The organism is Actinomadura miaoliensis (assembly GCF_039536785.1).
Taxonomy (GTDB): domain Bacteria; phylum Actinomycetota; class Actinomycetes; order Streptosporangiales; family Streptosporangiaceae; genus Spirillospora; species Spirillospora miaoliensis.
Genome location: NZ_BAAAZG010000045.1, coordinates 77,320 through 91,288 on the forward strand (window position 1 = coordinate 77,320; position 13,969 = coordinate 91,288).

Here is a 13,969-nt window from a genome sequence, read left to right on the forward strand (position 1 = left end):
TGCCACACCGGGTGGTTTGGGAGACTATCCGCCGTGAAGGAGTCCCTGAAGGAGCTGCTCGACCTGCTGGATCTCGAGCAGATCGAGAACGACATCTTCCGCGGCCGCAGTCCCGAGGAGCGCCAGCAGCGGGTGTTCGGCGGGCAGGTCGCGGGCCAGGCGCTGGTCGCGGCGGGACGGACCGTCCCGGTCAACCGGCCGGTGCACTCGCTGCACGCCTACTTCATCCGGCCCGGCGACCCGCTGGTGCCCATCGTCTACACCGTGGACCGGGTCCGGGACGGACGGTCCTTCACCACCCGCAGGGTGCTGGCCATCCAGCACGGCAAGGCGATCTTCAGCCTGTCGGCGTCGTTCCAGATCGTCGAGGACGGCCCGGCCCACCAGGCGGCCATGCCCGAGGCGCCCGACCCGGAGACGCTGCCGCACGCGCTGGACCGGCTCACCCCGATCTTCGGTGAGCGGGCCGCCGCCGAGTTCGTCGGCCGGCGCCCGTTCGACGTCCGGCACGCCACGCCGCTCACCTGGGAGGCGGCCAAGGACCCGGCGCTGGCCACCCCCGAGTCCAAGGTCTGGCTGCGCGTCGACGGCGAGCTGCCCGACGACCCGATGCTGCACGTGTGCCTGATGACCTACGCCTCGGACATGACGCTGCTGGACACCGTCCTGCTCAACCACGGCCTGGCCTGGGGCGACAAGCGCACCATGGGCGCCAGCCTGGACCACGCCATGTGGTTCCACCGCCCGTTCCGGGCCGACGACTGGCTGCTGTACTACCAGGACACCCCGTTCGCCGGCGGCGCGCGCGGCCTGGCCCGCGGGCAGGTCTTCACCCGCTCCGGGGAACTGGTCGTGTCGGTGATGCAGGAGGGGCTGGTCCGGGTCAGCGACTTCTGACCAGGACCGCCCCCTGTCGTCCTGTCATCGCCCTCAGCTGCGGGACATGTACTGCGCCGTGTAGTCGATCATTTCCTGGACGTACGCGGCTACGCGGCGCGGGCATCGTTCGCCGTTGTCGTCGGCATCCTCCGGCGGGAAGGCCAGGGCGCGCGCATGGCGCGGGGTGTCCCGGATCTGGACGGAATGGCCATCGGTATGCGGGCACGGCCGGTCGAGGGCGGCGAGGTCGAACGTCCTGAGGGCCTCGTTGTAGAGGGCGGCCACGGACGGCGCGGCAGACCCCCAGTAGCAGTGCTGGGCCAGGTGGGCCACGGCCAGGGCCAGTGGCGCGCGTTCCTCGGGACGCGCGTCCCCCAGCAACCTGCGGGACGCCCAGACGGCGGCCTTCTCGGCGGCGGGATCGATGCTGCTGTATTTCTGCCGTTCGATGTCGGAGAGCAGCGCGTCGAGGTCGGTCCGGCCGTCCTCGGTCAGGTAGCGCTCGTCCAGCTCGGCATCGGCGGGCGGGACCTCGAACCGTTCCCGCCGGGCCTGGGTGAGGTCCCGCACCGTCTCGGCGGCCAGTTCCCGCAGGTAGCCGGGGCAGTTCATGGCGTCGAGGTCCAGGTGCTCCGCGTCGCGGAACGAGTCGGCGGCCGACCCCTCCGGGTCGCCGATCAACACCATGATCTCGGCCGCGCCCTCGGGGTCGGCCGCGTCGATCTTGGGGTGCTCGTGCTCGCCGGGAGCCGGGCAGACCGCCGTCCCGTAGAACTCCCCGGCCCGGGTCGCGGCCTCGATCAGGTCGTCGAAGACGGAGACGTCGGTGATCTGCCACTTGGCGTACCAGCGGCTGGCGTACGCCGCGACCAGCATGGCGTGCCCGTGCCGGCCGCCGGGGTCGGTCCTCAGCTCGTCGGCGATCATCCCCAGCGTCTCCGGCGGCTCGCCGTACGGGTAGCCGTGGAGCATGTTGGCCAGTTCGTTCGCCAGGTCCTTGTAGTCGATCGAGCCGTCGTCCTTGTAGTACACCGAAGCTCCGAGTCGTGCGGGGATTGGGCGATCTTCAGACGAACGGCGCCCGTGTGCCGGTTCCACGACGGAACGACCAGGTCAGGGCCGAGTATCGCGGCCGGGTCGCTGGGGCGGGGATGCCGGCGCATGAGGTCCCCGGCCAGGGGGAACAATGATCGCGCCAGTGGCGGAGACTGGGGACGGGGCAGGGACCACGCCCCGCCCGTGCGGTGCCTTCGGCTTCCCTTAGACGACCGCCGTCCCGCGCTGGTTCTGTCCGGATCGGGTGAATTCACCCACAAAACCGCAGGTCAAAAATACCTTGATTGGTTCGAGCGAGTACCCGTACGCTCGAACGCGAGCATTCAGACGGCCCTGCCGACCGGATCGTGTTCCGGGTCGGGGCCCCGAGGAGCCAGAGAGGTGGTGTGCAGTCCGGTGATCTCGACGACTTCCCGCATCGCGAAGCCGAACACCCGGGCCACGCTGCGTCCTGGCGCCGTGCCGGCGTATTCCGGCGTGTTCGCCGGCGCCGCCTCGGGGTCCGTCCTCGGCGGCAAAGCGGCTCTGATCAACGGTGGCACGTGGTCCCTGCGACTGCGTGCGTTCGCCGATCCGCGTGATCTGTGCCGCGCGCAGCGTGTCCAGAACGAGCAGGGGCGGAGTGTCTTCGGACGGCTCTTCGAAGGCAACGACCTCATGGCTCCGGCCACGGCCCACGTGGGCGCCTCCCTCATCGAGATGAAGGGTGGCGTGTCGGGTCCGTACCCCTGGAGGCGACCGGTCTAGAAGCACCGGCAAGCCCCCAGGGCCGCGGATCCACACACCGGATCCGCGGCCCTTCTCTTTTGCCCAGACAACCCACCGACACGACCGTTGAGATCCAACGAGAGGAAGCAAGGGTGACCGTGATGCAGGGGGCGCTCGCGATGAGCGAGGAGGACCTCACGCTTCCGTGCCGGACCGACCCGGAGCTGTTCTTCGCCGAGGACCCCGCCGACGTCGAACTGGCCAAGTCGCTCTGCCTGGAGTGCCCGCTCCGCAAGGCGTGCCTGGCCGGAGCCCTGGAGCGTAAGGAGCCCTGGGGCGTGTGGGGCGGCGAGCTGTTCGTCCGCGGTGTCGTCGTGCCGCGCAAGCGGCCGCGGGGACGTCCGCGCAAGAACCCGCTGCCGGACGGCGCCGGGGTGTGACGCCTGAGGCGTCACGCATCGGGCCAACGAAGATCGCAATGCCGACACTCAGCCGCGCGGACCGGGGGAGTGCGGCTCCCGCCCGGGGGCCGCACCCCCGGCCGTCAGGGAGAACATCATGACCATGGACGGCCGGGAGCGGACCCCCGCTCCCGCGCTGCGGGACCGGACCCTCGCCCTCGACGAGGCGGCCCGCCGCCAGACCGCCGCCCGCGTGCGGGCCATGCGCCGCGCCCGCCGCGACGCCCGCGTCCGGGCGGCCCGCGTCCGCCGAGCCCTGCTCGGCTGACCGCGTCAGCCGATGCCCGCGGCTCCGGCCGGCCCCTGGCTCCGGCCGCCCGTGTGCGCGCGGCGCGACCCGGCTCATCCGGCGCGATACGCGCCGGTGACGGCCTCGGCGTGGACCGGCTCGGCGTACCGGTCCACGACCTGGGCGACGATGACAGCACAATGCGTTTCGGGAGCCCGCCGGTGGCAGGCGCTCGACCGCCCGTTCTTCTTGGATGGTTTGACGGGCGGCGCGCCTCCCGGCGGGTGAGGGAGCGTCCGGCGGCCCTACGCCTCCGCCGGGCGTTCCGCGAAGCGGGGCCCCGCGCATCTCATCAGTGCGCGGGGCCCCGCTTCTGCGTCTGCGGGGAGAGCGGCTCCCGTCGAAGAATCCTCGCGAGCCGCTCGCGCGTTCGCAGAGTCTCGGTGTTCGGAGGGCAGGGGGCGGTCAGCCGGCGAGTTCGTCGTCGTCCAGCCGGTCTTCGTCCGCCGCGTCGGGGGCGTCCGGCGTGTCGGGGTCGTCGGCGAAGCCGGAGATCCAGCGCAGGGACTCGGCGCGGGCGGGGATCTCGCATTCCAGCTGGCACAGCACGCCGGTGCCCGCCGACAGGACGCGGTGCACGATCACGTACTCGGGCGGCAGGTTCAGCTGGCGCACCACGTTGGTCGGCCGCAGGTCGGTGACGCGGGCGGCCATGTCGCGCAGCCACTCGCGGGTGAACTTGAAGGTGTCGGTGACGAACGGCTCGGTGATCGGGGCCAGGAACGCGTGCAGCGCCTCGGCGTCGATGGTGACGCCCTCGCGGATGAAGTCCTCCCGGCGCAGCGCGTCCTCGATCTCGTCGATCTCGGCCATGGTGCCGATGCGCAGCAGCCGCCCCATCCGGTACTGGAACTCCGGCGCGATGCGGTCGACGGCGCCGAAGTCCATCACGCCGAGCCGGCCGTCGTCCAGGACGCGGAAGTTGCCCGGGTGCGGGTCGCCGTGCAGCAGGCCGCAGCGGCGCGGGCCCGACAGCAGGAAACGGCAGTACAGCAGGGCCGCGTGGTCGCGTTCCTCCTGGTCGCCGTCCGTGATGATCTTCGAGAGGGGGACGCCGTCCATCCACTCGGTCACCAGCACGTCACCGGCCTGCGCGACCACGGCGGGTATATAGAAGTCGGGGTCGCCGGCGTACGCCTCGTGCACGATGCGCTGCGACTCGGCCTCGACGGTGTAGTCGAGCTCCTCGGCGACGCGTTCGCGCAGCTCGGCCAGCATCGACTTGACGTCCAGGCCCGGCATCAGCACGGCGAACAGCTTGGCCAGCCGCGACAGCTGGTTGAAGTCGCTGAGCAGCGCCTTGCCCGCCCCCGGATACTGCACCTTGACGGCGACCGCGCGGCCGTCCTCCCACACGCCGCGGTGCACCTGCCCGATGGACGCGGCGGCCGCGGGGGTGTCGTCGAACTCCTGGAAGCGGTCGCGCCAGTCCTCGCCGAGGGCGTTCGCCAGCACCTGGTGGACGGTGGCGGCGGGCAGCGGCGGCGCGGCCTCCTGCAGCCGGGTCAGCGTGGCCCGGTAGGGACCGGCGATCTCCGGCGGCAGCGCCGCCTCGAAGATCGACAGCATCTGGCCGAGCTTCATCGCCCCGCCCTTGAGCTCCCCGAGCACCTTGAACAGCTGCTCGGCGGTGCGCTGCTGGATCTCGACGGCCACCGCCTCGGCGGGCTTGCCGAAGGTGCGCTTGCCCACCCCGAGCGCGGTGCGTCCCGCGAAGCCGAGGGGCAGGGTCGCGAGTTTTGCGGACCGCGTCACCGCGCGGCGGGGGAGATCGCTCACGGTGACCATTGTCAGGGATGGCGGTCGTTCGCGCCACAACGATTGGCGGGCCGAACGCCCACCGGAACCACTCACCCCCGCGCGAGCTGCGCCGATGAAGTAAGTGTGCGCTTTCTCACCTTGGCGGCCCAGGTGCGGTGGCGACCGCCCCGGGACGGGTCACCGTGACCGCTGAGACGGACGGGGCCGGGCGGCTCGCCACCGCGCCGCGGCCCGTGCCCCGCCCCGGCGCGGGACCTGTGGTGACGATGGCCCGTCCCGTGCCGTGGCGCCGCGCGTCCACCGGGGGAACGGCCCGCGTCGCGGCCGCGGAGGCTCCTGCGGACGGCCATGCGCTCGGCCGCCAGGGACGCCACCACCGGCGCCGCCGTCTGCATCAGCCACGTGACGGCCTCGGGCGGCAGCCCCAGGCGCCGGGCCGTCCTGCGCGACAGCGGAGCGAGCATCCGGCCCGCCACCTTGCCCAGCGCCGCCCCGGCGACGCCGCCCCCGATCCGCGCCACCGTCCCCCGCGCGCCCGTAGTCCGCGTGTCCGTCGCCCGCGTGTCCGTGCGCCGCGCGCTCGTCGGCCGGGCGTCCGTGTGCCGCGCGCCCTTACGGGCGGACGCGTGCGAACCGTTGGCCCCGTGCCGCGGCATTCTCGCCGTCCCGGGCACGTCGCGCCCGGCGGCCGTCCGTTTTCTTCGCCTGTACCTGATCACTGTGCCCCCCGAAGTCCGGTCCGGTGGAAGGATCCGCACGACCGGGACCCCTACCGTCTGCGACCGTTCCGTTACGTACCCAGTCGATCACGGCGGAATGCCCCGGCCGCGGCGGACGGCTCGCCTTCCCCGTCGAGCGGCCCGCGGCGGCTCGGGGCGTCCTGATCTCCGACGGTAGGAGTGAGGTTCGTCACGGTCAACACCGCCCGCGCGACCCTGGGGGAAGGCTGTGGAACCTCGTGGGGACCATGCGGCGCGGCCCTGTGGACAAGATCGTCTTCCGCTGTGGATACACGGCGTGGTTTGTTAAAAACAAGGGCTCTGACCTGCGGCGTTGTCAAACACCCCCTGTGGAGGACGCAAAAACTTAGGTACCGTTCTGGCGTGCCGCCAAATGTTGAGGTCCGCCGCAGCAGCCGACGCCGGCGGACGGTGTCCGCCTACCGTGACGGGGACAAGGTCGTGGTGATGCTCCCCTCGCGGCTCTCCAAGGCGGAGGAGGAACAGTGGATCGCCACGATTCTGGAACGGCTGGCGGAGAAGGAACGCCGCCGCCGTCCCACCGACGCCGACCTCCAGACGCGCGCCCGTGAACTGTCCCGCCGCTACCTCGGCGGACGCGTCGAGCCCGTCAGCGTGCGGTGGGTCGGCAACCAGCGCACCCGCTGGGGCTCCTGCACGCCGGACGACGGCACCATCCGCCTGTCCACGCGGCTGCGCGGCATGCCCGGCTGGGTCGTCGACTACGTCCTGGTGCACGAGCTGGCCCATCTGATCGTCCCCGGGCACGGCCCCGGCTTCTGGGAGCTGGTGGCCAACTACCCCAAGGCGGAACGGGCACGCGGCTACCTGGAGGGCGTCGCGGCGGCCGCCCACCTGCCGCTGGAGGCCGAGGACGAGGAGCTTCGCGAGGTCGCCGGGTGAGCGAGGCGACCGTGACGCGGCGCAGCCTGTACGTGGCGGTGCTGGCCGCGCGGAAGGACGACGACGGAGACGACGCCGCCGCGGTCCCGCCGGGCGTTGACCCCGACGAGTTCCGGCTGGCGCTGCTGGAGGACACCTACGAGATCGCGGCCGGGCTCGACCTGGTCACCCCCGCGCTGGTCCTCGATCCGCCCGACCAGCCCGACGCCGAGGCGATCACCTGGCCCGGCACGCCGGTCGTCCGCGAGACCACCCTGACCGGCGCGTTCGCGGCGCTGCACGCGCTCGGCGCCACCGAGGCGGTGCTGCTGGCCGCCGACGCCCCCGACCTTCCCGGGCTGCACATCGGCAAGCTGTTCCGCGCCCTCGGGCACGCCCCGGCCTCCGCCTGCCAGGCCGACGGCGGCGGGCTCGTCGCGCTGGCCGCCCGGCTGCCGCTGCCGGACTGGCTGGACGGCGCCCTGCGCGAGGTCGGCCTCGACACCCCCGACGCGCTGGCCCGGCTGCGCGCCGCCGCGCCGCGTCCCGGCCTGGTCCCGCAGGGGCCCGCCTGGCACCGCCTGCGCACCCTCGACGACCTGGGTTTCCTCGACCCCGGCCTGGAAGGCTGGGAGAACACCCGCGCCCTGCTCGAAGGCCGCCCCCTCAGAACCTGAGAGCTTTGGCGACCAGACGGCGGACGACGTCGTCGGCCGACTCGGGCAGCGCGTCCGGCGGGAACCACCGCAGATCCGCCGACTCCTCGCTGATCCTGTGCCGCGCGCCCGGCGGGGCGACCGCCGCGTACTGCACGTCCAGATGCCACGAACCCTGCCGATGGCAGCGCACCGCGTGCCGGTCGAGCTGGACGGGCCAGGGCCGCGACAGCCGCAGCCCGGCGATGCCCGACTCCTCCGTCGCCTCGCGCAGCGCCGCGTCCGCCACCGTCGCGTCCCCCGGCTCGCAGTGCCCGCCGAGCTGCAGCCACCCGCCGATCTTGCGGTGCAGGGTCAGCAGCACGCGCGTGGCCGTGGCGTCCAGCACGATCGTGCTGGCGGTGAGGTGACCGGCCGCGCACTCACGCCACATGCCGTCGGGGTGGCTCTCCAGGTGCCGCAGGAACTCGCGCCGCAACCGGTCCTGCTGGGGGTCGGGCGCCCGCCAGGCGTCCAGCATCCGCATCGCGTCGGCGCGCAACGCGGTGCCCGGGGAGACGGAGGTCATGGGGCGCCGGTCACGTCCTGCCCACGCGCGGGTACCGGGAGTTGGCCGGGTGCCGCCGCCGTCGCTCCTGGTCGAGCGGCCGCTGCCAGCACAGCCCGGCGGCCCGCGCCGCCCGGCGCCTGATCATGGCCGTGGACGATCCCGGCGCGTACACGCATCCGTTGACCCGCTGACCGCCGCCGAAGCCGTGGCCGAACCCGAACCTCACGAGCCGGACCCGGAGCCGTCGTCGCCGGAGCCCGTGCCGCCGGGGCCTCCGTCGTCCTTGTCCTCGTCCTTCTCGTCGGCCTTCTCGGCGTCGGCCCGGCCCTCCGGCCCCTCGGGCGCGTCCTTCGGCAGGTGCTTGGTGAAGGCCGAGATGTCCAGGTCGGACAGGCCCTCCACCTCCGGACGGCCGTGCACGTAGCCCTGGGGGTCGTCCAGGTCGTCGGCGGTCGGCAGCAGGTCGGGGTGCTCCCACACCGCGTCGCGGCCCTGCACCCCGCGCACCTCGGTGAGCGTCCGCCACAGCGCCCCCGCCTCGCGCAGCCGCCGCGGCCGCAGCTCCAGACCGACCAGCGTGGCGAACGTCCGCTCGGCCGGGCCGCCGGTGGCGCGGCGCCGCCGCACCGCCTCGGCCAGCTTGACCGCGTTCGGCAGCCGTCCCCCGGCCACCTCGTTGACCACCGTGTCGACCCAGCCCTCGACCAGCGCCAGCGTGGTCTCCAGCCGGGCCAGCGCCGCCTTCTGCCGCGGCGTCTCCTCCGGCTGCAGCTGGAGCTCGCCGCCCAGCGCCCGCTGGATCGCCTCCGGATCGCTCAGGTCGAGGCCCTGCACGGCCTGCTCGATGCCCGACAGGTCGACGGTGATGCCCCGCGCGTACTCCTCGACCGCGCCCAGCAGGTGCGACCGCAGCCACGGGACGTGCACGAACAGCCGCTGGTGCGCGGCCTCGCGCAGCGCCAGGTACAGCCGCACCTCGTCGTCCGACAGCTCCAGGCCCTCGCCGAACGCGGCCACCCCGGCCGGCAGCAGCGCGCCCACGCCGTCCGGTGCCAGCGGCAGCCCCACGTCGGACGAGCCGACCACCTCGCGGGCCAGCCCCCCGAGCGCCTGCCCGGCCTGGCCGCCCACCATGGCCCCGGCCATCTGCTTGACCATGCCGATCAGCGGGCCCGCCATCGCCTGCACGTCGGCGGGGATGCCGCCCGAGCCCAGCGCGCCGCCCATCGAGTCGACCATCCGCTCGGCGATCGGGTCGCACACCTTCGCCCACACCGGCAGGGTCTGCTCGATCCACTCCGACCGGCTCCACGCCTGCGGCTTCTGCACGCCCGCGGGCAGCGTGGTGCCCTCGTCCAGCCACAGGTCGGCCAGCCGCAGCGCCTCCTCGACCTGGCGGCGCTCGGCGTCCACAACCGAGGGGTCGCCCTGCTCCACCACGGTGTGCCGGGCTATGTTCTTGGCCAGATCCCAGTTCAGCGGGCCGCCGGCCCCGGCCCCCGCCTGGGCGCTGCCGATCATGTCGGCGAAGCGGTGCAGCATGTCGGCGAACTGCCGCATGTCGCCCATGGCCTGGAACGGATCCTGGGGCTTGTCCTTGTCGCCTCTGTCGTCGTCACCGTCGTCGGGACGGTTGAAGCCGAAGGGAGTGTTGCTCATCGGTTCGCCCCTGGGATGCATGATGGGCTCATATCCGCAACGTTAGCCGGTCCCGGCGAACTCGCGTACACAGGGAAGGGGGCAGCTCCGTGGCAACGGGCAAGGTTCGCCCTCGGCGTAGCACGGGCCCGGTCGTCGCCGTGACGGGGGCGGCCGCCGGGACGGGGCGGCTGCTGGCCGCCCGCCTGGTCGAGCGCGCCGAGGTCCGCAAGGTGGTGGCGGTGGACGGGCACCGCGGCGACGTCCAGGGCGCCACCTGGCGCGTCGTGGACGTCCGCGACCCGCTGCTGTCGCACCGGCTGTCGGACGTGGACGTGCTCGTCCACCTGGACGTCGAGGCGTCCCCCGACATGGACCCGCGAGAGCGCCGCACCCACAACGTCCGAGGCGCGCAGACCGTGGTGACCGCCGCCGCGGCCGCCCGCGTGCGCCGCGTGGTCCTGGTCACCAGCGCCATGGTGTACGGGGCGTCGCCCGACAACCCGGTGCCGCTGCCCGAGGACGCCCCGCTGACCGCCGAGGCCAACACCAGCGTCGCCGGCGACTACCTGGAGATGGAGGAGCTGGCCGGGACCGCCGCCGTCAGCCACCCCGGGCTGCGCGTCACGGTGGTGCGGCCCGCCGCCCTGGTCGGCCCGGGCGTCGACACCGTCATCACCCGGCACTTCGAGGCGCCCCGGCTGCTGTCGGTCAAGGGCTGCGCGCCCGGCTGGCAGTTCTGCCACATCGAGGACCTGGCCGCCGCGCTGGAGCTGGTCGTCGTCGAGGACCTGGACGGGCCGCTGGCGGTCGGCTGCGACGGCTGGCTGGGCCCCGAGGAGGTCCAGGAGATCACCGGCAAGCGGCGCTTCGAGCTGCCCGCCGCCGTCACCTTCGGCATGGCGCAGCGGCTGCACCGCCTCGGCATGACCCCGGCGCCCGCCACCGACCTGCACTACGTCGCCTACCCCTGGGTCGTCGACTGCGCCCGGCTGCGGGCCGCGGGCTGGAAACCCGTCTACGACAACGCCACGGCGCTGCGCGTCCTGCTGGACGAGACCGCCGGACGGCACGCCGTCGTCGGCCGCCGTGTGGGCGGCCGGGAGGCCACCATGGCCACCGCTGCGGGCGCCACCGTCGCCGCGATCGGCGCCGCGGCCGCCATCCGCCGCGCCCGGCGCCGCCGCCGCTGAGCGCCCCTGTGAAACACGAGGCCCGGGGCCGCCCCCAGGGGCGGGCACCCGGGCCCTTGCTCGCGTGGACCGGCGCGGATCAGCCTCCGGCCGACGGAGAGGCCGACGGGGACGGGCTCCCGGACGGCGACGGCGACGCCGACGGGCGGGCACCGGCGGAGGACTGCTCCGACAGCGTCCGCTGCGCGGCCTGGATCCGCTTGTAGGCCTCGCCCATCCCGGCGAAGTCGCCGGCGCGCTGCGCCTTGTCGAAGTCGGCGACGGCGTCCTGCAGCTCGCTGATGGCCCGCTGGGCCTCGGCGCTGAGCTGCACGTTGCCCTGCTGCTTGTCGTCGCCGCCCTGGCCGGACGGCGGCGAGGCGGGGGCGGTGCTGTCGCCGAACAGCTTGTCCAGCGCCTCCGGCAGCGTGTTGGCCGAGGCGATCCGGTCGCCGAAGCGCACCAGCACCTGTCCGAGCAGCGGATACGGCTGCTGTTCCTCGCCACCCGCGGCCATGGCGTACATCGGCTCGACGTACAGCAGGCCACCCGCGAACGGAATCGTCAGCAGGTTGCCCGCGACGGTGCGGGTGTTGCCCAGCCGCAGCCGGTTCAGCGTCTCCTTGACCGACTGGTCGGTCTCGAACGAGTTCTGCACCTGACCGGGGCCCTGCGTCGGCGGCGTGCGCGGCGTCTGCAGGATTGTGATCTTGCCGTAGTTGGGGCCGGGCTCGGAGTTCACCGACATGAACGCCGCCAGGTTCGGGTTGCGGCGCGGGTTGAACACCGTCGTCAGCGCGAACTCCTCGGTGGTGCCGCCCGGCATCCGCAGGCTCTGGTAGTACGGCGGCTGGCGGCGTCCCTTGGCGGACGGGTCCTCCGGCACCTCCCAGAAGCCCTCGGCGTTGTAGAACGCCGCCGGGTCGTTGACGTGGTACTTGGCCAGCACCTGCCGCTGCACCTTGAACAGGTCCTGCGGGTAGCGGAAATGGCTCTCCAGCTCCGCCGGGATGCTGCTGCGCGGCTTCACCGTCCCCTTGAAGACCTTCATCCAGGTCTTGGCGACCGGGTCATTGGTGTCCCACTGGTACAGGGTCACCGAGCCGTCGTAGGCGTCCACCGTCGCCTTGATGGAGTTGCGCATGTAGTTGACCCGGTCGTTGGCCTGCCGCGCCACCGCCGACCGGGTGTCGGTGATGGTGTCGCGGGTGGCGTCGCCCAGGCTCATGCGCTCGGAGTACGGGTAGTTGTTGGACGTGGTGTAGCCGTCCAGGATCCAGGTGATGCGGCCGTTCACCACCGCCGGGTACGGGTCGCCGTCCAGCGTCAGCCACGGCGCGGCGCGCTGCACCATCTCCCGCGGGGTCCGGTTGTAGAGGATCTTGGCGTTGTCCTTGATCCCCCCGGACAGCAGCAGGTTCTTCTCCTGGAACTTGGTCGCGTACAGCAGCTTGTGGAAGAACGAGTCGATCGGCACCCCGCCGCGGCCCGCGTAGGTGGTGCTGGCCTGCCCGTCCTGGCTGTTGTCGGGGTAGTTCAGCTCCTGCTGGCCGCGGCCGCCCACCACCGAGTACAGGGGCGAGTACTCGCCGAAGTAGATCTCCGGCCGGTTCACCTTGATCTGCGAGTTGGGGTTGACCGGCATGTCCGTGGTGACGAAGTCCGGCGCACCGCCCTGCGCGAACCGGTCGCCGTAGGCCGACACGAACCCGTAGCCGTGGGTGTAGACCATCCGGTCGTTCACCCAGCTGCGCTGGCCCGCCGGTGCGCTGGACAGCTCGCGCAGCGCCACCACCGCCGCCACCGTCCGGTCACCGATCTTGTAGCGGTCGACGTCAAGCGTGTCGGGGAACCGGTAGAACGGCCGGACCCGCTGCAACTGCTGGAACGTCGGGCCGACCACAGCAGGGTCGAGCAGTCGCACGCCCTGCAGATCGTCCTTTGCCTGGCGCAGCTTGCCCGCGTCGCTCTCGGGCTGCCCGCCGTACGGCACGACCTGCGCCGTGTCGACGCCGTACGCCTTGCGCGTGAACTCGATGTTGCGCTGGATGTACTGGCGCTCCTTGGCCAGCTCGTCCGGCCGCACCTGGAACTGCTGGATCAGCAGCGGGTACACCCCGCCGACCAGGATCGCCGACAGCACCAGCAGCGTGAAGCCCACGCCCGGCAGCATCATCCCGCGCCGCACGATGTTCCCCACGAACATCGCCGCGCAGATCAGCGCGATCACCGCCAGGATCGTCTTGGCCGGCAGCAGCGCGTTGACGTCGGTGTACGACGCGCCGGTCGTCACCCCCCGCTCGGAGTGCACCAGGCCGTACCGGTCGAACCAGTACGCCACCGCCTTCAGCAGGACGAACAGGCCGACCAGCACCGACAGGTGGGCGCGCGCGGGCGGGCTGGCCTTGTCGCCCGGCCCCTGCAGCCGCAGCCCCCCGTACAGGTAGTGGACGGCCACCGCCGCCAGGAACGACAGGATCACGGTGGCGAACACCACGCCCAGCACCAGCCGCACGAACGGATAGGTGAAGACGTAGAACGACACGTCGCGGTGGAACTGGGGGTCCTCCACGCCGAACGGCGTGCGGTTGAGGAACGCCAGCACCACCGGCCACTGCCCGGCCACCGACGACCCCGCCAGCAGACCCAGCAGCCCCAGCAGCCCACCGGTGATCAGCCGCCGCCGCGGGTCCACCACCGTGCGGTAGCGCTCCAGGCCCTGCTGCTCCACCGACAGCGGCCGGTACGGCGGGCGCAGCCGGTAGGCGATCACCATGTTGGCGCCCACCACCAGCGCCACCAGCAGGCCCGAGCCCACGAACAGCAGGACCCTGGCCCACAGCTGGGTGGTGTAGACCTTCGAGAAGTGGATCGAGCGGTACCACAGCAGGTCGGTGTAGACCGACGTGAAGATCAGGTACGCGACCAGCAGCACGGCCAGCGTCACCAGGACCGGCAGCACCAGCCGGGTCCGGCCCGTGCCGAGCCGTCGCCCGAACCCGGGTGTCCGGAACGTCAAGGGCGGCCCCTCCGTTCAAGGTGTCGTCCCCACCGGCGGCCTGCCGGTGCTGTCTATGCAACTTATCGAGTCGGCCGCGGGTTCCCGCACGTGTACGCGAGGTACGTCCGGGAAAACGCGTCTCGTGCCCGCGTGGTCGCGGGGCGTGAGCGGTGTTC

At 72.6% G+C, this 13,969-nt stretch carries 14 protein-coding genes; 7 read left to right on the forward strand and 7 right to left on the reverse strand.

What is annotated here, in order from left to right; translation table 11 throughout:
• The first annotated feature begins 33 nt into the window (after positions 1–33).
• Complete coding sequence (tesB, locus tag ABD811_RS28960; RefSeq protein ID WP_344954096.1) at positions 34–897, forward strand: acyl-CoA thioesterase II; 864 nt, start codon at positions 34–36, stop codon at positions 895–897.
• A 33-nt stretch (positions 898–930) separates the two neighbouring features.
• Here the strand turns inward: tesB and ABD811_RS28965 are convergent, their stop codons facing one another.
• Positions 931–1,911: a hypothetical protein gene (locus ABD811_RS28965; protein ID WP_344954097.1), complete on the reverse strand. Its 981-nt coding sequence runs from the start codon at positions 1,909–1,911 to the stop codon at positions 931–933.
• A gap of 420 nt (positions 1,912–2,331) precedes the next feature.
• Between ABD811_RS28965 and ABD811_RS28970 the strand changes: the two genes are divergently transcribed.
• The 3 genes from ABD811_RS28970 to ABD811_RS28980 all read left to right on the forward strand — a co-directional run bounded on the left by ABD811_RS28970 (position 2,332) and on the right by ABD811_RS28980 (position 3,372).
• On the forward strand, positions 2,332–2,682 hold the full coding sequence (locus ABD811_RS28970; protein WP_344954099.1) for a hypothetical protein: 351 nt from the start codon (positions 2,332–2,334) through the stop codon (positions 2,680–2,682).
• A gap of 122 nt (positions 2,683–2,804) precedes the next feature.
• Complete coding sequence (locus ABD811_RS28975) at positions 2,805–3,083, forward strand: WhiB family transcriptional regulator (RefSeq protein ID WP_285492367.1); 279 nt, start codon at positions 2,805–2,807, stop codon at positions 3,081–3,083.
• Between the two features lie 118 nt (positions 3,084–3,201).
• Positions 3,202–3,372: a hypothetical protein gene (locus tag ABD811_RS28980; RefSeq protein WP_344954101.1), complete on the forward strand. Its 171-nt coding sequence runs from the start codon at positions 3,202–3,204 to the stop codon at positions 3,370–3,372.
• 426 nt (positions 3,373–3,798) lie between these two features.
• Here ABD811_RS28980 and ABD811_RS28985 read toward each other — a convergent pair whose 3' ends face one another.
• Together ABD811_RS28985 and ABD811_RS28990 are read right to left on the reverse strand one after the other, a co-directional pair.
• Entirely contained in the window at positions 3,799–5,172 is a 1,374-nt protein-coding gene (locus ABD811_RS28985) for an ABC1 kinase family protein (RefSeq protein WP_344954103.1), read from the reverse strand.
• 71 nt (positions 5,173–5,243) lie between these two features.
• Complete coding sequence (locus ABD811_RS28990) at positions 5,244–5,675, reverse strand: hypothetical protein (protein WP_344954105.1); 432 nt, start codon at positions 5,673–5,675, stop codon at positions 5,244–5,246.
• A gap of 630 nt (positions 5,676–6,305) precedes the next feature.
• Between ABD811_RS28990 and ABD811_RS28995 the strand changes: the two genes are divergently transcribed.
• The gene (locus ABD811_RS28995; protein WP_344954182.1) at positions 6,306–6,797 is read left to right on the forward strand and encodes a M48 metallopeptidase family protein; all 492 of its coding nucleotides are present in this window, start codon (positions 6,306–6,308) and stop codon (positions 6,795–6,797) included.
• A complete protein-coding gene (locus ABD811_RS29000) occupies positions 6,794–7,453 on the forward strand; it encodes a hypothetical protein (RefSeq protein WP_344954107.1) in 660 nt (219 codons plus the stop codon). The genes ABD811_RS28995 and ABD811_RS29000 overlap by 4 nt, the downstream gene beginning before the upstream one ends.
• On the opposite strand, the gene ABD811_RS29005 is transcribed toward ABD811_RS29000, so the two are convergent.
• From ABD811_RS29005 to ABD811_RS29015, 3 genes are read right to left on the reverse strand one after another with little or no spacing between them, the layout of a single operon-like run.
• Complete coding sequence (locus ABD811_RS29005; protein WP_344954109.1) at positions 7,443–8,000, reverse strand: NUDIX hydrolase; 558 nt, start codon at positions 7,998–8,000, stop codon at positions 7,443–7,445. The two genes, ABD811_RS29000 and ABD811_RS29005, sit on opposite strands and share 11 nt — an antisense overlap.
• Positions 8,001–8,010: 10 nt before the next feature.
• On the reverse strand, positions 8,011–8,208 hold the full coding sequence (locus ABD811_RS29010; RefSeq protein ID WP_344954111.1) for a hypothetical protein: 198 nt from the start codon (positions 8,206–8,208) through the stop codon (positions 8,011–8,013).
• Positions 8,205–9,641, reverse strand: a complete 1,437-nt coding sequence (locus ABD811_RS29015; protein ID WP_344954113.1) for a zinc-dependent metalloprotease — start codon at positions 9,639–9,641, stop codon at positions 8,205–8,207. The genes ABD811_RS29010 and ABD811_RS29015 overlap by 4 nt, the downstream gene beginning before the upstream one ends.
• A 140-nt stretch (positions 9,642–9,781) precedes the next feature.
• Between ABD811_RS29015 and ABD811_RS29020 the strand changes: the two genes are divergently transcribed.
• Complete coding sequence (locus ABD811_RS29020) at positions 9,782–10,813, forward strand: NAD-dependent epimerase/dehydratase family protein (RefSeq protein WP_344954114.1); 1,032 nt, start codon at positions 9,782–9,784, stop codon at positions 10,811–10,813.
• A gap of 79 nt (positions 10,814–10,892) precedes the next feature.
• Here ABD811_RS29020 and ABD811_RS29025 read toward each other — a convergent pair whose 3' ends face one another.
• Entirely contained in the window at positions 10,893–13,811 is a 2,919-nt protein-coding gene (locus tag ABD811_RS29025; RefSeq protein WP_344954116.1) for a UPF0182 family membrane protein, read from the reverse strand.
• Positions 13,812–13,969: the final 158 nt, after the last annotated feature.

Bases quoted from the DNA above. Each gene is read 5' to 3' on its own strand.
- ABD811_RS28975 (WP_285492367.1), top strand. From the start codon at position 2,805: ATGCAGGGGGCGCTCGCGATGAGCGAGGAGGACCTCACGCTTCCGTGC.
- ABD811_RS28980 (WP_344954101.1), top strand. From the start codon at position 3,202: ATGACCATGGACGGCCGGGAGCGGACCCCCGCTCCCGCGCTGCGGGAC.
- ABD811_RS29005 (WP_344954109.1), bottom strand. From the start codon at position 8,000: ATGACCTCCGTCTCCCCGGGCACCGCGTTGCGCGCCGACGCGATGCGG.
- ABD811_RS29015 (WP_344954113.1), bottom strand. From the start codon at position 9,641: ATGAGCAACACTCCCTTCGGCTTCAACCGTCCCGACGACGGTGACGAC.